The organism is Streptomyces sp. ISL-99 (assembly GCF_018614005.1).
In the GTDB taxonomy this organism is placed as follows: domain Bacteria; phylum Actinomycetota; class Actinomycetes; order Streptomycetales; family Streptomycetaceae; genus Streptomyces; species Streptomyces flavidovirens.
The window spans coordinates 1-17,943 of the sequence record NZ_JAGGPC010000002.1; the positions used below are offsets into that span (position 1 = coordinate 1).

Annotated in this window: 16 protein-coding genes, 2 pseudogenes and 1 riboswitch; of the genes and pseudogenes, 11 read left to right on the forward strand and 7 right to left on the reverse strand. The window is 71.7% G+C overall.

Features of this window, described 5'->3' with window-relative positions; all coding sequences use genetic code 11:
- Positions 1-540: 540 nt before the first annotated feature.
- Entirely contained in the window at positions 541-1,389 is an 849-nt protein-coding gene (locus J7E91_RS00295; RefSeq protein ID WP_214898333.1) for a hypothetical protein, read from the reverse strand.
- 126 nt (positions 1,390-1,515) lie between these two features.
- Between J7E91_RS00295 and J7E91_RS00300 the strand changes: the two genes are divergently transcribed.
- Together J7E91_RS00300 and J7E91_RS00305 are read left to right on the forward strand one after the other, a co-directional pair.
- A complete protein-coding gene (locus J7E91_RS00300; protein WP_214898028.1) occupies positions 1,516-1,797 on the forward strand; it encodes a hypothetical protein in 282 nt (93 codons plus the stop codon).
- 36 nt (positions 1,798-1,833) lie between these two features.
- Positions 1,834-3,024, forward strand: coding sequence for a glutathionylspermidine synthase family protein (locus J7E91_RS00305; RefSeq protein WP_214898033.1), 1,191 nt, complete (start codon positions 1,834-1,836; stop codon positions 3,022-3,024).
- Positions 3,025-3,133: 109 nt separating this feature from the next.
- Here J7E91_RS00305 and rocD read toward each other — a convergent pair whose 3' ends face one another.
- Positions 3,134-4,339 (reverse strand): ornithine--oxo-acid transaminase, encoded by a 1,206-nt coding sequence (rocD, locus tag J7E91_RS00310; RefSeq protein WP_214898035.1) that lies wholly within the window; start codon positions 4,337-4,339, stop codon positions 3,134-3,136.
- A gap of 119 nt (positions 4,340-4,458) precedes the next feature.
- Positions 4,459-4,550: riboswitch (ZMP/ZTP riboswitch) on the forward strand.
- A gap of 40 nt (positions 4,551-4,590) precedes the next feature.
- Here rocD and glyA point away from each other — a divergent pair.
- Positions 4,591-5,886: a serine hydroxymethyltransferase gene (gene glyA / locus J7E91_RS00315; RefSeq protein WP_214898036.1), complete on the forward strand. Its 1,296-nt coding sequence runs from the start codon at positions 4,591-4,593 to the stop codon at positions 5,884-5,886.
- A gap of 31 nt (positions 5,887-5,917) precedes the next feature.
- Here the strand turns inward: glyA and J7E91_RS00320 are convergent, their stop codons facing one another.
- A complete protein-coding gene (locus tag J7E91_RS00320; protein ID WP_214898363.1) occupies positions 5,918-6,652 on the reverse strand; it encodes a hypothetical protein in 735 nt (244 codons plus the stop codon).
- Between the two features lie 305 nt (positions 6,653-6,957).
- A pseudogene (locus J7E91_RS00325) lies at positions 6,958-7,449 on the reverse strand (RNA polymerase sigma factor); the annotation flags it as partial.
- 111 nt (positions 7,450-7,560) lie between these two features.
- Between J7E91_RS00325 and trpS the strand changes: the two are divergent.
- Together trpS and J7E91_RS00335 are read left to right on the forward strand one after the other, a co-directional pair.
- A complete protein-coding gene (trpS, locus tag J7E91_RS00330) occupies positions 7,561-8,574 on the forward strand; it encodes a tryptophan--tRNA ligase (RefSeq protein ID WP_214898038.1) in 1,014 nt (337 codons plus the stop codon).
- A 129-nt stretch (positions 8,575-8,703) separates the two neighbouring features.
- Positions 8,704-9,297 carry a 2'-5' RNA ligase family protein gene (locus J7E91_RS00335; RefSeq protein WP_214898040.1) on the forward strand — a complete coding sequence of 198 codons (594 nt, stop codon included), beginning with the start codon at positions 8,704-8,706 and terminating at the stop codon, positions 9,295-9,297.
- Positions 9,298-9,373: 76 nt separating this feature from the next.
- Here J7E91_RS00335 and J7E91_RS00340 read toward each other — a convergent pair whose 3' ends face one another.
- Both J7E91_RS00340 and J7E91_RS00345 read right to left on the reverse strand, forming a co-directional pair.
- Positions 9,374-10,129: a decaprenylphospho-beta-D-erythro-pentofuranosid-2-ulose 2-reductase gene (locus tag J7E91_RS00340; protein ID WP_214898042.1), complete on the reverse strand. Its 756-nt coding sequence runs from the start codon at positions 10,127-10,129 to the stop codon at positions 9,374-9,376.
- 65 nt (positions 10,130-10,194) lie between these two features.
- Complete coding sequence (locus tag J7E91_RS00345; RefSeq protein WP_214898044.1) at positions 10,195-11,580, reverse strand: FAD-binding protein; 1,386 nt, start codon at positions 11,578-11,580, stop codon at positions 10,195-10,197.
- 183 nt (positions 11,581-11,763) lie between these two features.
- On the opposite strand from J7E91_RS00345, the pseudogene J7E91_RS00350 reads away from it, so the two are divergent.
- The 4 genes and pseudogenes from J7E91_RS00350 to J7E91_RS00365 form a co-directional block, all read left to right on the forward strand.
- Positions 11,764-12,258, forward strand: a pseudogene (locus J7E91_RS00350) (phosphatase PAP2 family protein); the annotation flags it as partial.
- A gap of 211 nt (positions 12,259-12,469) precedes the next feature.
- Positions 12,470-13,414 carry a decaprenyl-phosphate phosphoribosyltransferase gene (locus tag J7E91_RS00355; protein WP_214898334.1) on the forward strand — a complete coding sequence of 315 codons (945 nt, stop codon included), beginning with the start codon at positions 12,470-12,472 and terminating at the stop codon, positions 13,412-13,414.
- A gap of 17 nt (positions 13,415-13,431) precedes the next feature.
- Positions 13,432-13,860, forward strand: a complete 429-nt coding sequence (locus J7E91_RS00360) for a GtrA family protein (RefSeq protein ID WP_308375885.1) — start codon at positions 13,432-13,434, stop codon at positions 13,858-13,860.
- A 9-nt stretch (positions 13,861-13,869) separates the two neighbouring features.
- Entirely contained in the window at positions 13,870-14,907 is a 1,038-nt protein-coding gene (locus tag J7E91_RS00365; protein ID WP_214898047.1) for a YihY/virulence factor BrkB family protein, read from the forward strand.
- On the opposite strand, the gene J7E91_RS00370 is transcribed toward J7E91_RS00365, so the two are convergent.
- Positions 14,855-16,126 (reverse strand): D-alanyl-D-alanine carboxypeptidase, encoded by a 1,272-nt coding sequence (locus J7E91_RS00370; protein ID WP_308375886.1) that lies wholly within the window; start codon positions 16,124-16,126, stop codon positions 14,855-14,857. The two genes, J7E91_RS00365 and J7E91_RS00370, sit on opposite strands and share 53 nt — an antisense overlap.
- Positions 16,127-16,298: 172 nt before the next feature.
- Between J7E91_RS00370 and J7E91_RS00375 the strand changes: the two genes are divergently transcribed.
- The gene (locus tag J7E91_RS00375; RefSeq protein WP_028812255.1) at positions 16,299-16,550 is read left to right on the forward strand and encodes an SCO4848 family membrane protein; all 252 of its coding nucleotides are present in this window, start codon (positions 16,299-16,301) and stop codon (positions 16,548-16,550) included.
- Between the two features lie 2 nt (positions 16,551-16,552).
- Complete coding sequence (locus tag J7E91_RS00380; protein WP_214898053.1) at positions 16,553-17,941, forward strand: metallophosphoesterase; 1,389 nt, start codon at positions 16,553-16,555, stop codon at positions 17,939-17,941.
- Positions 17,942-17,943: the final 2 nt, after the last annotated feature.

Genomic DNA, 17,943 nt, shown 5'->3' on the forward strand with positions numbered 1-17,943 from the left:
CCGCGGCTGCAGTACTAGGCAGTGCGGCCTATCTCGCTACGCGAAGTAGCCAGGATTCCGGCCGGCTGGACCTCCCTGAATTTGGACATAAGCGTGCTAGTTGCCCACCCTTGCCGACCGGTGATCACTCAAGGTCACGGAAACGCAGAGAGGCCCGGTACCACCCGCAGCGAGGCGAGTAGGTACCGGGCCGGAAAGCGCGGGGGGAAGGCGTGGGAGAGAAAGGTCAGCGAGCCCCTGCGCGCCCTTCTGACGGGCTCGGGTGAGCCTTGTGGGGCCCGAAGTAGCCTCACGGCGCTCTCAATGGCGCCACAGGGGGCGCGTGGGCGGGGGCGCTGGACGCCCTGTGCCGGGCGCTGCCGTGACGGCTCGCGCCCGCGTACGGGAGGAAGGGGAGCCCCGGCCGGACGGGGGGACCGACCGGGGCTCGTACGGGTGCGGCTGGCGGCCGCACCGGCGGCTCGCTCCACGCATGGGTGAACGATAAACCACCGCCGGCGAGCGCCTACGCCGGGGGCGGCTTCGGGGCCTCCGCGTCGGCTACGGGGCGTCGGCCGACCCCGGCGCCGCGATCGCCGGGGCCTCACCGAACCGGGCCAGGGCCAGCGCGCCCGCCACCGCCACCACGAAGCCCACGGCCGCCCAGGCCGCCAGGCCCTCGCGCGTACGGTCGCCGAGCCACACGATGCCCACCACGGCCGGACCGACCGTCTCGCCGACCACCATGCCCGCCGTCGCCGTGGTCACCGAACCGCGCTGGAACGCCGACGTGAGCAGCAGGAACGCCGTACCGCCGGCCAGGAGAAGGGCGTACACGGCCGGATTGGCGACGAGGGCCGACGGCGCCAGGTCGTCGATCAGCCGCACCGAGACCGACACCACCCCGAAGCCCGTGCCCGCGCCGAAGCCGAGGACCAGGGCTCGGGCCCGGCCCGGCAGGCGGCCGGCCACCGCGCCCGCGAGCAGCACGGCGAAGGTGACGCAGAGCAGGGCGTACCGCAGGGCGGGCGGGCCGTCGCTGCCCCCCTGCGCGCCGACGGAGAGCCCGAGCAGCGCCAGACCCGCGCAGACCACGGCCACCGCGGCCCACTCCAGGCCCCGGAGCCGGACCTTCAGTACGGGCGCGGCGACCACCGCGGTGACGGCCAGGCTCCCGGCCTGGGCCGCCTCGACGGCGTAGATGGGGATGGTGAGCAGGGCGACGACCTGGAGCGCGAAGCTGAGTCCGAAAAGGGCGAGACCGGCGACGTAACGCCACTGACGCAGAGCGCGCAGCACCAGCGTTACGTCGACTCCGCTGCCGGTGCCGAGCTGCGCGGCGCGGGCCGCGACGGCCTGGAGTACGGAGGCCGTACCGATGCAGACCGCCGAACTGAGCGCACAGATCATCCCAAGGATCACAAAACGACTCTAGATGGGTGGAGCTCGCGCACTGGGTTCCGGCGGCGGGAGCGGGCCATCTAGTCTGTCGGTCGGTCTGAGAATCTGTTCGAACGACGGGGGAGTGGCCGGTAGATGGCGGCACGACGGCGCAAACTGAGGTCGGGCACAGTCCTGCTCGGCGGCATGGGCGTCCTGGCGGCGACGCTCACCGCCTGCGGCTCGGAGCCGGACCGGCGGTGCGTGAAACCGGTCACCAAGGAAGTGCTGCCCGACTACGAGTGCGACGACGACTCCAGCAGCGGCAGGTACTACTACGGCGGCCACGTCAGCAACGGCAAGGTCACGGACGGCAGCTTCGACAAGTCCGCGGTCGACCGGGGCGGCTTCGGCTCCTCCGGCTCCGGCGGCGGCTGACAGAGCCCCCGGGCTCAGGCACCCAGGCACCCACTGATGAAGCGTCACGCGATCGAACCCCGCCCCGGCTGGCAGCAGACCGTCGAGGAGCAGGGCCTCATCTACCCGCTGACCCGTTTCCCCGACGGGTCGCTGCGCCCCTACTGGGACGAGAGCGCGTACTACGAATTCTCGCTGCCCGAGGTCGAGGCGATGGAGGAGGTCGTCGAGGAGCTGCACGCGATGTGCCTGGCCGCCGCCGCGCACATCGTCGAGCACGACCGCTTCGCCGACCTCGGCATCACGGACCCGCGCCTGGCGTCGAGGATCGCCACCTCGTGGCGGCGACGGGCCGAACTCCCCTCCATCTACGGGCGGTTCGACCTCCGGTACGACGGCACGGGTCCCGCCAAGATGCTGGAGTACAACGCCGACACGCCCACCTCGCTGGTGGAGGCGGCCAGTCCCCAGTGGTTCTGGATGGAGGAGCGCTTTCCCGGCGCCGACCAGTGGAACTCGCTGCACGAGCGGCTCGTCGACGCGTGGAAGCACCAGGCGCACCTCCTGCCGCCAGGGCCGCTGCACTTCGTCCACTCGGACGGCGACGAGCTCGGCGAGGACCTGATGACGGTCGCGTATCTGCGCGAGACCGCCCAGCAGGCGGGACTCGCCACCGAGGCGCTGTCCGTCGAACAGATCGGCTGGGACCGGCTCTCGGGCCGCTTCGTCGACGGACGGCTGCGCTTCATCCGCAGCTGCTTCAAGCTCTACCCGTGGGAATGGCTGACGACCGACCGCTTCGGGCCGCACGTCCTGAACACCCTCGACAACGGCGGCGGCACCGGCACCACCCTGTGGATCGAGCCGGCCTGGAAAATGCTGCTCTCCAACAAGGCGCTGCTCGCGATCCTCTGGGAGCTCTACCCCGGCCACCCGAACCTGCTCGCCGCCTACCTCGACGGCCCGCGCGAGCTGGCCGCTCCCGACGGCCCCGGTTACGTCGCCAAGCCGCTGCTCGGCCGCGAGGGGGCGGGCGTCACGATTCACGAGCCGGGCACGGCTCCTGCGGCGGCGCAGGAACAGCCGGTCTGTTATCAGGAGCTGGCCCCGCTCCCCGACTTCGACGGCAACCGTGTGGTGCTCGGTGCGTGGGTCGTCGAAGACGAGGCGGCGGGGCTCGGCATCCGCGAGTCGTCGGGCCTGATCACGGACGAGTACGCCCGCTTCCTGCCACACGTAATCCTCTGACGGCAGGCGGCCCGCGACGGGCCGCGCCCCGCGCCCCTGCCGTGCGTTCGCCGAGCCGTGCCGTAGGTGCCACGGCTCGGCGAACGCACGATCGCAGGCGAGCCCTTTCCTAGCCCGCCAGCACGGCGCCGAGCTGGTCGAGACCCCAGTCCAGGTCCTCCTTGCTGATCACCAGCGGCGGGGCGATCCGGATGGTCGAACCGTGGGTGTCCTTGACCAGGACACCCCGGTCCATCAGCTTCTCGGAGATCGCCCGGCCGGTGCCGCGCGACGGTGCGATGTCGATGCCCGCCCACAGCCCGCGGCCGCGCACCGCCTCCACCGAGCCGCCGCCCACCATCAGGCCCAGCTGCTGGTGGAGGTGGTCGCCCAGCTCGGTGGCGCGCTGCTGGAACTCGCCCGTGCGCAGCATCGCGATGACCTCCAGCGCCACCGCGCAGGCCAGCGGGTTCCCGCCGAACGTCGAACCGTGCTCGCCCGGCCCGTACACCCCCAGCACCTCGGCCGACGACACGACGGCGGACACCGGCACGACCCCGCCGCCCAGCGCCTTGCCGAGGATGTACATGTCGGGGACGACGCCTTCGTGCTCGCAGGCGAAGGTCTTGCCCGTACGCCCGAGGCCCGACTGGATCTCGTCCGCGATGAAGAGCACGTTCCGCTCGCGGGTCAACTCCCTTACACCCGCCAGGTAGCCGGCCGGCGGCACCAGGACCCCCGCCTCGCCCTGGATGGGTTCGAGCAGCACGGCCACGGTGTTGTCCGTCATCGCCGCGTCGAGCGCCGTCAGGTCCCCGTACGGAACGATCTCGAAGCCCGGCGTGTAAGGGCCGAAGTCCGCGCGGGCCTCGTGGTCCGTGGAGAAGCTGACGATGGTCGTCGTACGGCCGTGGAAGTTGTTGGCCGCGACGATGATCTTCGCCGTGCCGTCCAGCACGCCCTTGACCTTGTAACCCCACTTGCGGGCCGTCTTCACCGCGGTCTCCACCGCCTCGGCCCCGGTGTTCATCGGCAGCACCATGTCCATGCCGCACAGCTCGGCGAGCCGCGCGCAGAACTCGGCGAACCGGTCGTGGTGGAAAGCCCGCGAGGTCAGCGTCACCCTGTCGAGCTGTGCCTTGGCGGCATCGATGAGCCGACGGTTGCAGTGGCCGAAGTTGAGCGCGGAGTACCCGGCGAGCATGTCGAGGTAGCGACGGCCCTCGATGTCGGTCATCCAGGCGCCGTCCGCCGATGAGACGACGATGGGGAGGGGGTGGTAGTTGTGCGCGCTGTGCGCCTCGGCAGAGGCGATGGCGGCTTGGGTGGTCGACACGGGGTCTCCGATCGTCGAAACAAATCCATCCGGCGAGGGGCAGGCTGGTGCCCCTTTCTATCGTCGCTCGTATGCCGGACGAAGAAACCATGCTTGGCGCCGCGGCCGCTAGGGTGGCCGGTACGCACGGCGACTGGCGTACGCGGAACAGACCGCGGGGAATCCGTGCGGGGAACAACAGCACGAGGTGCCGCCCGCCTGGGCACCCCGGGATCACGACCGGACACTGACCGCTCGCCCCGGAGGACACGATGAATCTCCCGCCCAGCCACCCCGCGAACCTCCCCCTCAGCCACCCCGCACTGTCCGCCACGGACCCCGAACTCGCCGCACTGGTCGGCGCCGAGGAACAACTCCAGGCCGACACCCTGCGCCTGATCCCCAGCGAGAACTACGTCTCGCAGGCCGTACTCGAAGCCTCCGGCACCGTCCTGCAGAACAAGTACAGCGAGGGCTACGCGGGCCGGCGCTACTACGAGGGCCAGCAGAACATCGACCAGGTGGAGCGGCTCGCCATCGCCCGCGCCAAGGCCCTGTTCGGCGTGGACCACGCCAACGTCCAGCCCTACTCCGGCTCGCCCGCCAACCTCGCCGTCTATCTCGCCTTCGCCGAGCCCGGTGACACCGTGATGGGCATGGCCCTGCCGATGGGCGGCCACCTCACCCACGGCTGGGGCGTCTCGGCCACCGGCAAGTGGTTCCGCGGCGTCCAGTACGGCGTACGCCCCGACACCGGGCTCATCGACTTCGACGAGGTCCGCGACCTCGCGCTCAAGGAGCGCCCGAAGCTGATCTTCTGCGGTGGCACCGCCCTCCCCCGCACCATCGACTTCGCGGCGTTCGCGGAGATCGCCCGCGAGTCCGGCGCCGTACTCGTCGCGGACGTCGCCCACATCGCCGGACTGATCGCGGGCGGCGCCCACCCGTCCCCGGTCCCGCACGCCGACGTCATCTCCACGACGACCCACAAGACCCTGCGCGGCCCGCGCGGCGCGATGCTGATGTCCCGCGAGGAGCACGCGAAGGCCATCGACAAGGCCGTCTTCCCCGGCCTCCAGGGCGGCCCGCACAACCAGACCACCGCCGCCATCGCCGTCGCCCTCCACGAGGCGGCCCAGCCCTCCTTCCGCGACTACGCGCACGCGGTCGTCGACAATGCCAAGGCGCTCGCCGAGGCACTGCTCGCCCGCGGCTTCGACCTGGTCTCGGGCGGCACCGACAACCACCTGATCCTGATGGACCTCACCCCGAAGGACGTGCCCGGCAAGGTGGCGGCGAAGGCGCTCGACCGGGCCGGGATCGTCGTCAACTACAACACCGTCCCCTACGACCCGAGGAAGCCGTTCGACCCCTCCGGCGTCCGCATCGGCACTCCTTCCCTCACCTCTCGCGGTCTCGCCACCGAGCACATGCCGGCCGTCGCCGACTGGATCGACCGGGGCGTCACCGCCGCCCGCACCGGCGACGAGGACGCACTCGCCACGATCCGCGCCGAGGTCGCGGACCTCATGGCCGCCTTCCCGGCACCGGGCCTCTCGAGGGACTGACGTCACTCTCGTTCCGAAGGCGCAACCCGCTTTACGAATCGATGAGTTGCCGACGCGGCCCCGGCGGGCCCGGGTCCCACTGACCCTGATCCCGCCGGGCCGTGCCGCGCCGGACCAGAGTGACCCCGGCGAAGCCGATCAGGACCCCGGCCGCCGGCCCCGGTATCGCCCACCACCAGTCCGCCGAACCGGCGTCGCTGTCACCGGACCGCACCGGCGTGCCCGCGCCGGCTCCGGCCTCTCCGGGCACGGCATCTCCCGGCAGGGTCTTTCCCGGCTCTTCCCCGCCACGATCGCCCCCTTCGGCCAGGGCTTCGGCTTCGTACCTGCTGACGAAGTCCGGCGGGTAATTGCCTCCGCCGGTGCCCGGACCGGCCGCGCCCTCCGTGTCGCCCAGGACGCCCAGCGCGCCCAGCAGGCCGCGCAGCTTCACCGGGTTGTCGGCCAGATGCCAGCGCTCCGCGGGGACGGCCGGGCCGTCGGTCTGCGTACTGACCCAGATGGGCCCGCCCGACTTCGGCAGATGCACCCGGTCCACCCGCCACACGGACACATCGTGCCGCAGCCAGGTCACGGTGAGCCGGCGCCACGTCCCGCCCTCGTCCACGGCGCCGTCGATCTCCAGTGGCCGCTCACGCACGCCGTGCGCCTCCCCGGAGCCGAGGTACTTCTCCAGCTCCTGGTAGCGGGCGGCCGTGTGGTAGAGCGAAGCAGCCTGTCCGCTCTCCGGCGAGACCACCAGCACACTGGTCGGTCCACCCGCCACGCCCGGCGACGCGCCCAGCAGGACCACAGCCGGGCGGCCCCGCGCCGGGCGACCCGGGCGGCGGTGAGGCCGTCGGGTCGTACCGCACCACCACGCCGCCGAAGTCGAACCACTCCGCGACCGCCGCCCGTACCGGTGGCGTGAGCACCAGCACGACCAGCAGCCCCGACACGGCGGCGCTCAGCATCCGCCACCTGCGCCGCGCCCAGGCCCGCACCCGTTCCGCACGCCCCTGCGGCTCCGCCACCGGCACGGGCACCGCTTCCGCGATGATCTGCGCCAGCACCCGCTCGGCCATCGTGGCCCCGTCGACATCCGGACTTCACCGTGCCCCGTGGCCAGCCCAGTGCCTCCGCCGTCTCCGCCTCGTCCATCTGCAGCAGATAGCGGTACGTGACGACCCGGCGCTGTTCCTCATTTCAGCTCGTCCAGCGCGGCCAGCAGCTGCCTCCGCCGCTCCTCCGCGAGCGCCGCCACCGCCGGATCGTCCGATTCCGGTATCACCGGACCGGCGGCAAGCAGCGCCGCCTCCCGCCCCGTCGCGGCCCGCAGGCGACTCGCCGAGCGCACTGTGTTTCTCGTCTCATTCGCGACAATTCGAGCAACCACGGCCGGAAGGCCGAGCCCTCCCTGAAGCGCCCCAGCGACTGGTACGCCTTGAAGAAGGCCGCCTGCACCACGTCTTCCGCTTCCGCACCGGCTCCGAGGGCCACAGCCGCCCTGAGCGCGATGCCTGTGTAGGCGCGCACCAGTTCCGCGTACGCCTCGGGCTCCCCGGACCGTACGCGCGCGATCACCGCAGCATCGTCGATGCCGATGCGGTCCCCCTCCAGGGTCCCCTCCCGCGTCCTCACACTCTTGATACACCGGAGAGCCGAGTTGGGTTCCACACCTGAGAGAATGAGTTCATGGCCTCTGATCGTCCTCGCGTGCTCTCCGGCATCCAGCCCACCGCAGGCTCGTTCCACCTCGGCAACTACCTTGGCGCCGTACGCCAATGGGTCGCTCTCCAGGATTCGCACGACGCCTTCTACATGGTCGTCGACCTGCACGCGATCACGGTTCCGCAGGACCCTGCCGAACTGCGTGCCAACACCAGGCTCGCCGCCGCCCAGCTGCTGGCCGCCGGCCTCGACCCGGACCGCTGCACGCTCTTCGTGCAGAGCCACGTGCCCGAGCACGCCCAGCTCGGCTGGGTCATGAACTGCCTCACCGGCTTCGGCGAGGCCTCCCGCATGACGCAGTTCAAGGACAAGTCCGCCCGGCAGGGCTCCGACCGCGCCACCGTCGGCCTCTTCACGTACCCGATCCTCCAGGTCGCGGACATCCTGCTCTACCAGGCCCATCAGGTCCCGGTCGGCGAGGACCAGCGCCAGCACATCGAGCTGACCCGCGACCTCGCCGAGCGCTTCAACAGCCGCTTCGGCGACACGTTCACCGTCCCGGCGCCGTACATCCTCAAGGAGACGGCGAAGATCTTCGATCTCCAGGAACCGGCGATCAAGATGAGCAAGTCGGCGTCGACGCCGAAGGGCCTGATCAACCTGCTCGACGAGCCCAAGGCGACCGCGAAGAAGATCAAGAGCGCGGTCACGGACACGGACACCGTGATCCGTTACGACGCCGTGGAGAAGCCGGGCGTCAGCAACCTCCTCACCATCTACTCCACGCTCACCGGCGAGACGATCGCCGAGCTGGAGAAGAAGTACGAGGGCAAGATGTACGGCGCGCTCAAGACGGACCTCGCCGAGGTGATGGTGGACTTCGTCACGCCGTTCCGGACCCGCACCCAGGAATATCTGGACGACCCGGAGACGCTGGACTCGATCCTGGCCAAGGGCGCCGAGAAGGCCCGTACGGTCGCCGCGGAGACCCTCGCCCAGGCCTACGAGAAGGTCGGGCTCCTGCCCGCCAAGCACTGAGGGCGGGCCGTCGGCCGGATGTCCTGACCAAGGACTCTGGCCACGGAGGCGGCGCGCCCGCCACACTGCACACTGGCAGGACCACAAGCCCAGCACCACAGGACGTACCGGACGACGGAGGAGAACGACGTGGGGACCGTAACGCTCGGCGTTTCGATCGCGGTCCCGGAGCCGTACGGCAGCCTGCTCCAGGAGCGGCGCGCGAGCTTCGGGGACCCTGCCGCGCACGGCATCCCCACGCATGTCACCCTCCTGCCGCCCACCGAGGTCGACGCGGCGCTGCTGCCGGCCGTCGAGACGCACCTTGCGCAGGTCGCCTCGTCCGGGCGCTCCTTCCCGATGCGTCTGTCGGGTACGGGCACGTTCCGCCCGCTCTCCCCGGTCGTCTTCGTGCAGGTCGTCGAGGGCGCGGCGGCCTGCGCGTGGCTCCAGAAGCGGGTCAGGGACACGTCGGGCCCGCTCGTGCGCGAGCTCCAGTTCCCGTACCACCCGCACGTCACGGTCGCCCACGGCATCTCCGAAGAGGGCATGGACCAGGCGTACGAAGAGCTTTCCGAGTACGAGGCGGAGTGGGCCTGCGCCGGCTTCGCGCTGTACGAGCAGGGGGCGGACGGGGTGTGGCGCAAGCTGCGTGAGTACGCGTTCGGGGGCGGGGCGGCGGGTGTCGTGCCGGCCCAGAATTCGCCCGTGGACCAGCCCGCGGCCCCGTCGTTCCGCTCCTGACCGTAGGTGGCCCCTGACCGTGGGTGGCCCCTGACCCCGGCTGGGCCCTGAGGGGCTTTCCCCTGCCCGCCCCTCGTCACACCGGCAACCGCCGGAACAGCGGTCGCGGCACGTGCCGCAGCGCCGACATGACGAACCGCATCGTCCCCGGCACCCACACCGTCTCCGAGCGCCGCCGCAGCCCCGTCTCGATCGCCGCGGCCACCGCCTCCGGCGTGGTCGCCAGTGGGGCCTCCGGCAGGCCCGTCGTCATCTTCGAGCGGACGAATCCGGGACGTACGACCATCACGTGTACGCCCGTCCCGTGCAGCGCGTCGCCGAGGCCCTGCGCGAAGGCGTCCAGGCCGGCCTTGCTCGACCCGTAGATGAAATTGGCGCGCCGGGCGCGCTCGCCCGCCACCGACGACAGCACGACCAGTGAGCCGTGGCCCTGCCCCTGGAGCGCCTTCGCGCACACCAGGCCGGCCGAGACGGCGCCCGTGTAGTTGGTCTGCGCGACCCTGACCGCCGACAGCGGCTGTTCTTCGTCGTGTGCCTGGTCGCCGAGGACGCCGAAGGCCAGCAGCACCATGTCGATGTCGCCCTCGGCGAAGACCTTGCCGAGCTTCTCTTCGTGCGCCACGGGGTCGAGCGCGTCGAAGGCGACGGTACGGACCTCCGCACCCAGCGCGCGCAGCCCGGCCGCCGCCGTTTCGAGGGCGGGGGACGGGCGGCCGGCCAGCCAGACCGTACGGGTGCGGCGGGCGATCAGACGGCGGGCCGTCGCGAGGCCGATCTCGGACGTGCCGCCGAGTACGAGCAGGGACTGCGGGGTGCCGAAGGCGTCCTTCATGAAGCGCTCCTGGTCGGTCGGTCAGTCGGTCGGTCAGACGGTCGGTCGGTCACTCGGTCACCCGGTCACAGGGAAAGGCGGCGGGAGAGGTCCGACGTGAAGACGCCGCGCGGGTCGAGCTCCGCGCGCAGCGCCCGGAATTCCGGCAGCCGCGGATACATCGCGCCCAGCAGCTCCGGCCGCATCCGGGAGTCCTTCGCCAGGTAGACGCGGCCACCCGCCGCCACCACCTCGTCGTCCAGCTCGTCGAGGAACGCGCCGAGCCCCGGCAGGCCCGCCGGGATGTCCAGCGCGAGCGTCCAGCCGGGCACCGGGAAGGACAGCCAGCCCGGATCGCCGGCTCCGAACCGTTTCAGCACGGCGAGGAACGACGGGCAGCCCCGCCCCGAGATGCGGCCGACGATCCGGCGCAGGGCCTCCTCCTGCCCGTACCCGACGACGAACTGGTACTGGACGAACCCGCCGCGCCCGTAGATCCGGTTCCAGTGCGGGACGCCGTCCAGCGGGTGGAAGAACGTCGACAGCTTCTGGATCTCACCGGTCCGCGCGCGGGGTGCCTTGCGGTACCAGAGCTCGTTGAACAGCCCCACGGACGCCCGCCCGAGCAGCCCTTCGGGTACGAAGCCGGGTGCGGCCGGGAGCCTGCCCGGCCGGAACGCGAGCGGCGTTCGGCGGGCGCGCGTCGGGAGCGCGTCCAGCGCGGCGTGATCCCCCCGCGTGAGTACCGAGCGCCCCATGGCCGCGTCGCGCGCGAGCAGGTCGATCCAGGCGACCGAGTAGCGGTAGCGGTGGTCGGTGGCGGTGAGCCGGGCCATCAAGTCGTCCAGGTCGGTGGCGCGTTCCGTGTCGACGGACATCAAGGAGGTCTCGACGGGGAGGAGCTGGATGCTCGCCGAGAGGATGACGCCGGTCAGGCCCATGCCGCCCGCCGTGGCGTCGAAGAGGCCCGTACCGGAGGGGACGGTACGTACCTGGCCGTCGGCGGTGAGCAGTTCGAGGGAGAGGACGTGGCGGGAGAAGGAGCCGGAGCCGTGGTGGTTCTTGCCGTGGATGTCGGCGCCGATCGCGCCGCCCACGGTCACGTACCGCGTGCCGGGGGTGACCGGTACGAACCAGCCGAGCGGCAGCAGCACTTCCATCAGCCGGTGCAGGCTCACGCCCGCGTCGCACACCACGACGCCCGTCCGGGCATCGATCGTACGGATGCGGTCGAGGCCGGTCATGTCGAGTACGGAGCCGCCCGCGTTCTGCGCCGCGTCGCCGTACGCCCGGCCGAGCCCGCGCGCGATACCTCCCCGCACGCCGCGCCCGCCCCGCACGCCGCCCGTTCCGCAGTCGAGGACCGCGGCCGCCGCCTCCTCGTACGAACGGGGGCGGACCAGGCGGGCGGCGGCCGTCGGGGCGGTGCGGCCCCAACCGGTCACTTCCACTGAGGGGGTGTCGACAGGCATGGCAGTGACCGTATCGCCGGTAAACGTCGCAGTTCAGTAAATCGCCTGGTGTGCTGGGCGAATGGGTGATTGGTGGAGTGTCGTACGCAATTAACATGACTAGTCTGCTTAATCCGAGCAGAGTCGCCCCTTGCCTGCGCCCGACCGACCGGCCGGGCCGCCGCTACGGAAGAGGGGTGACAGATGCGAGAGGTTGATCGCCGTCTGCTGTCGGCCATGCGGGATTGCGGTACGGATCCACGCGTGGCGTCGGCCGCCCGGGGGCTCTCCTGGTGCGGTGAGCACGGCGCCGTCTGGATCGCCGCCGGCCTCCTGGGTGCGGGTGCCGACCACGAGCGCCGCGGGGCCTGGTTGCGTGGTACGGCGCTGATCGGTGCGGCGCACCTCGCGAGCATGGCCGTCAAGCTGGCCGTACGCCGCGCCCGCCCCCAACTCGCCGCCCTGAAGCCCCTGGTGAGCACCGCCGGCCGGCACTCCTTCCCGAGCTCCCATGCCGCGTCGGCCGCCGCCGCGGCGGTGGCCTTCGGCGCGCTGCGCCCCGTCGGCCACCACCTCGTGCCGCCGCTGGCCGCCGCGATGTGCGTGTCCCGACTGGTCGTCGGGGTCCACTACCCGAGCGATGTGGTGGCCGGTGTCCTGCTCGGCGGGATCACCGCCGGACTCGGGGCGGCCTGGATGGCAAAGCCGGCGCCGGCGCGGACCGCGACCTCCGCCTCCGCGCCCCTCCGCGCGCCCCTCTCCGCGCCCCTCCACGCGCCCGTCTCCGCCTCCGCAGTCGGGACCGTGGCCGAAGGCGGTGCCGCGCATGCCTGAGCGCAGCAGCAGCAACACCAGGACCACCGCAACCAGAAACAGAACCGCGACCGCAACAACCACCCCCACCACCGCGATGATCGGGCGGCCCCGCCGTGCCGCGCCGCGCCGGGCGCCCAGGCGGCGGCCGCTCAGCCTGCCCGCCGGGCTGCTGCGCACCGCGCGCCCCCGCCAGTGGGTCAAGAACGTACTGGTCCTCGCCGCGCCCGCCGCCGCGGGAGAACTGGCTTCCTACCGCGCCCTGGCCCAACTGGCCGTCGTCTTCCTGCTGTTCACCGCCGCCGCGTCCGCCGTCTACCTGATCAACGACGCGCGCGACGCCGACGCCGACCGCGCGCACCCCGTCAAGCGCCGCCGCCCCGTCGCCGCCGGACAGGTCCCCGTGCGCGTGGCGTACGCGGCCGGAGGGCTGCTCGCCGTCCTCACGCCGGTCGCCGCCGCCCTGCTCTGCAACGTGATGACGGCCGCTCTCCTCACTGCGTACGTCGTCATGCAGCTCGCGTACTGCATGCGGCTCAAGCACGTCCTCGTCGTCGATCTCGTCGTCGTCACCACCGGCTTCCTGATGCGCGCGATGATCGGCGGCGTGGCGCTCGACATCCCCCTCTCCCGCTGGTTCCTGATCACCGCCGGCTTCGGCGCGCTCTTCATGGTCGCCGCGAAGCGCTACTCCGAGGCCGTGCAGATGGCCGCCCGGCCCGGGCAGCGCGGCGCCACCCGCGCGCTGCTCGGCGAATACACCACCGGTTACCTGCGCTTCGTCTGGCAGCTCGCGGCCGGAGTCGCCGTACTCGGGTACTGCCTGTGGGCCCTGGAGAGCGGCGGCACGGCCAACGGCAGCCTGCTGCCGTGGCGCCAGCTGTCGATGGTCGCGTTCATCCTCTCCGTGCTGCGGTACGCCGTCTTCGCCGACCGGGGCACGGCGGGCGCCCCCGAGGACGTCGTCCTGCGCGACCGTGGGCTCGCCGTCATCGGGCTCGTGTGGGTGGGGATGTACGGGCTCGCCGTGGCCGATCTGTGAGACGCCCCGCACGGGGCGTGACCCGGTCCGAGCTGCGCGGCTTCGCGCTGGCAGGCGGCTGTGCGTACGCCGTCGACCTCGCGCTCTTCGGGTGGCTGCGCGGCCCGCTCGGCTGGGATCCGCTCACCGCGAAGGCGCTGTCGTTCGTCGCCGGATGCTCGGTCGCGTACGCCGGGAACGCACTGGGCACGTACCGGAAGCGGGCGGCGGACGGAACACGGGCCGTGGTCCGGGCCCGGTTACGGGTGCGCCAGTACGCCGTCTTCTTCGCCGTCAACGTCGCGGGCGCGGTCGTCCAGCTCCTCTGCCTCACCGCCTCGCACTACGGCCTCGGGCTGACCTCCCCCCGCGCCGACACCGTCTCCGGAGCGGTCGTCGGCATGGCGCTGGCGACCTGCCTGCGCTTCTGGGGGACCAGGACGCTGGTTTTCGGCCCCGGAGGGTAGGCGCACGTCATGGACTGGCTGAAGAATCTGCCCGTCGTCGGCCCGTTCGTGACGCGGCTGACGGTCACTCACGCGTGGCGTACGTACGAAACGCTCGATCGCGTCCACTGGACCCGGCTGGCTGCCGCGATCACCTTCATCAGCTTTCTCTCGCTCTTCCCGCTGATCACCGTCGGCGCCGCGATCGGCGCGGCCCTGCTCTCCGACGACCAGCTGCACCGCATGGAAAACAAGATCGCCGAGCAGGTGCCCGGCATCTCCGGGCAGCTCGACCTCGCGTCCCTCGTGGAGAACGCGGGCACTGTCGGCATCGTCGCCGGCGCCGTGCTGCTCTTCACCGGTATCGGGTGGGTCGGCTCGATGAGGGAGTGCCTGCGGGCCGTCTGGGAGCTGGACGACACCGACGAGGGGAACATCTTCCTCCGCAAACTCAAGGACGGCGGGGTGCTGGCCGGCCTCGGCGTCATCGGGCTTTCATCCTGGGCCGCCTCCTCGATCGGCTCGACGGCCGTCGACTGGACCGCCGAGCAGACCGGCGTGTCCCAAAGCGGCGCGGGCGGCGTGCTGTTGCGGATCGCCGCGCTCGCCCTCGCGGTCGGCGCGGACTTCCTGATCCTGCTGTACGTCCTGACGCTGCTGCCGGGGGTGCAGCCGGTCAGGCACCGGCTGATCACCGCTTCGCTCATCGGCGCGATCGGTTTCGAGCTGCTCAAGCTGCTGCTGGGCAGCTATATGAAGGGCGTCGCGGCGAAGAGCATGTACGGGGCGTTCGGCGTTCCCGTCGCACTGCTGCTGTGGATCAACCTCACGGCGAAGCTGCTGCTGTGCTGCGCGGCCTGGACGGCGACGCGGCACGACAGCGAGCGGGCGGCGGGCGAAGACCGGGATGCCGATGGCGAACGGCCGGACGCAGAGAAGGCCGAGGAGGCCCCGGCCGACGGCCCGCCTCCCAGCACCCCGCCGGCCGCTGGACCCCCGCCCGGCACCTCGCCTCCTAGCGGCGCGGGCGGCGACGCGACAGGGCGGGCAGCGGCCAGCGCCGGTTGACCAGGAGCGCCGCGGCGGCCAGTACCACCAGCGCACCGCCCGTGACCGCGACCGCCGTGCCGACGCCGCTGCTGCCGTCGTCGGTCGACGCGAGCTGCGTCTGCCCGTCCTCGGCGGCGATGTCACCGGTGCCCACGCCGCCGCCCTTCGCACCCTTGCCCTTGGCGGGCCCCGCGCCCTGGTCCGTCGCGGCGGACCTCGGCGGCACCAGTTCACCGACGGGGGTGACCTTCCCCGACGCCTCGAAGCCCCAGTCGAGCAGGCGGGCGGCCTCCTTGTAGACAGCGTTGCCCTCACTCGCCGACGGGTTCATGACGGTGACCAGCAGCACCTTGTCGCCACGCTGCGCGACACCCGTGAACGTCGCTCCCGCGTGGGTGGTGTTGCCGTTCTTGACGCCCGCCAGGCCCTTGTACGGCTCGACGCCCCAGGCCCCCGTCAGCAGGCGGTTGGTGTTCTGGATCTGGAAGCTCTCGCGCTTCTTCCCCTTCTTCTTCTCGCCCGGGAAGGTGGCGGTCGCCGTCGAGCAGTACTCGCGGAAGTCCTTCTTCTGCATCCCGCTGCGGGCGATGAGCGTCAGGTCGTACGCGCTGCTGACCTGGCCCTTCGCGTCGTAACCGTCGGGCGAGACGACAGTGGTGTCGAGCGCCTGGAGCTCATCGGCGTGCTTCTGCATGTCCACGACGGTCTTGTCCCACCCGCCGTTCATCTCCGACAGGACGTGCACGGCGTCGTTGCCGGACCTCAGGAACACCCCGAGCCACATGTCGTGGACCGAGTACGTGTGGTCCTCCTTGAGGCCGACGAGACTGCTGCCCTCGCCGAGGTCCGCCAGGTCGGTGTCCTTCACCGTGTAGACCTGCGACTTGGACAGCCGCGGCAGGACCGTGTCCGCGAACAGCATCTTCATGGTGGACGCGGGGGGCAGCCGCCAGTGGGAGTTGTGCGATGCGAGTACGTCGCCGGATTCGGCATCGGCGACGATCCACGACCGGCCGCTCAGCTCCTTCGGGAGCACGGGTGCGCGCGGGCCGAGCTCCACCTGCGTACCGGGGAGGCCGAGTTGTGTGCCGCCGACCGTCGACATCACGGCCGGGGGTTTCGGCTGCTGTGCACCTGGCTTGTCGTCTGCTGTTGCCGCGTGTGCGGGCAGTGCGGTGAGTGCGGGCAGCAACGCGGCGGAGAGGACCGTCAGTGCGGTCTTTTTAACGGCAGACACGGACGAGAACGTACAGGGCATGGATGTGGATGTGGACATGGCGGGGGTGAACCGCCGTGAGCTGCGCCGGGTCGGCCCAGCACCGGTGTCCGTACGTGCGTCCGTAGGTGCGTCGGGGCCTGCGGTCCCACCCCGGGGGCGGGAGGCGGGGGCCGGTGGCGATACTGGGCGTATGAAGCTCAGCCGCTCCGTCTCCTGGTTCCTGCTCGCCTTCGGGGTGTGGAGCTGGTTCATCTGGGTCACTTTCGTCCGGAACCTGTGGAAGGACGGCAGCGGCCTCGCCTTCGACGACGCGGGTGACCCGACCACGTACTTCTGGGTACATCTGCTGCTCGCCGTCACGTCCTTTCTTCTGGGGACGGCGGTGGGGGTGATCGGGTTCCGTGGTGTGCGGGCCCTGCGACGTGAGCGGAGACAGGGATAACTGTGGTCGTTGTCTTCGTTTTCATCGCGCTCTCGGTCATCGCCCTGCTGGCCGGGGCGCACTGGTACGTCTGGCGTCGGCTGGTCCGCGACACGACCGCGGGAGGCAGTGTCCTCCGGCGGGCGGGGACGGTGGCGGCTGTGCTGCTGCCGTTGCTGGCGGTCGGGGCGCTGGTGTCGGCACGGGCCGGCACGCCGTTCTGGGCGCAGCAGGTGCTGGCGTGGCCGGGGTACATGTGGCTGGCCGTGCTGATGTACCTGGTGATGGCGCTGGTCGTCGGCGAGGCGGTACGGCCGGTGCTGCGGTGGTGGTTGGGGCGTCGGGATGCCGAGGAGGCCACCGGGGTTTCGCCCCTCGCCTCCGCGCTTCCCCCGGCATCGGCCGACGGCTCCGCCGCGTCCGGGCCGCGAACCCCCCGTACGCGCGGCGGCGCCGGGACGTCAACGGCGCCCGCGGCCGGCGGCACGGACACGGTGACGGAACCCGAGGCGCCCGCACCTCCCGCGCCCGCGCCCGCGGCGCCGATCCCCGGCACCCGGCCCGGCGGCTCCACCGCCTCCGGGGACCTCTCGCGGCGCATGTTCGTGTCGCGGGTGGTGGGGGCGGGCGCCGCCGTGGCCGCGCTGGGCACTGTCGGTTACGGGACGTACGGCGTGCTGCGCGGTCCGCGGGTGAAGCGGGTCAGCGTGCCGTTGGCCAAACTGCCGCGTGGGGCGCACGGGTTCCGCGTCGCCGTCGTCAGCGACGTACACCTCGGTCCGATCCTCGGCCGCGCCCACACCCAGCGCATCGTCGACAGGATCAACTCCGTCCAGCCCGACCTGGTGGCCGTCGTCGGCGACCTCGTCGACGGGAGCGTGGCCGATCTGGGTCACGCGGCCGAGCCGCTGGCGCAGATCAGGGCCCGGCACGGGGCCTTCTTCGTGACCGGCAACCACGAGTACTTCTCCGGCGCCGAGCAGTGGGTCGACCATGTGCGCGAGCTCGGTCTGCGGCCGCTGGAGAACGACCGCGTCGAGATCGCGGGCTTCGACCTCGCCGGGGTCAACGACCTCGCGGGGGAGAGCGAGGGGCAGGGCCCCGACTTCGTACGGGCGCTGGGGGACCGGGACCGTACCCGCGCGGCCGTCCTGCTCGCGCATCAGCCCGTGGTCATCCACGACGCGGTACGCCACGGAGTGGACCTTCAACTGTCCGGGCACACGCACGGCGGGCAGCTGTGGCCGGGCAATTTCCTCGCCGCCCAGGCGAATCCGACGGTCGCCGGCCTTGAGCGGTACGGCGACACGCAGCTGTACGTCTCGCGCGGTGCGGGCGCGTGGGGTCCGCCGGTCCGGGTGGGCGCGGAGTCCGACATCACGGTGGTCGAACTGGCCTCGCGCCAGGCGTAGCC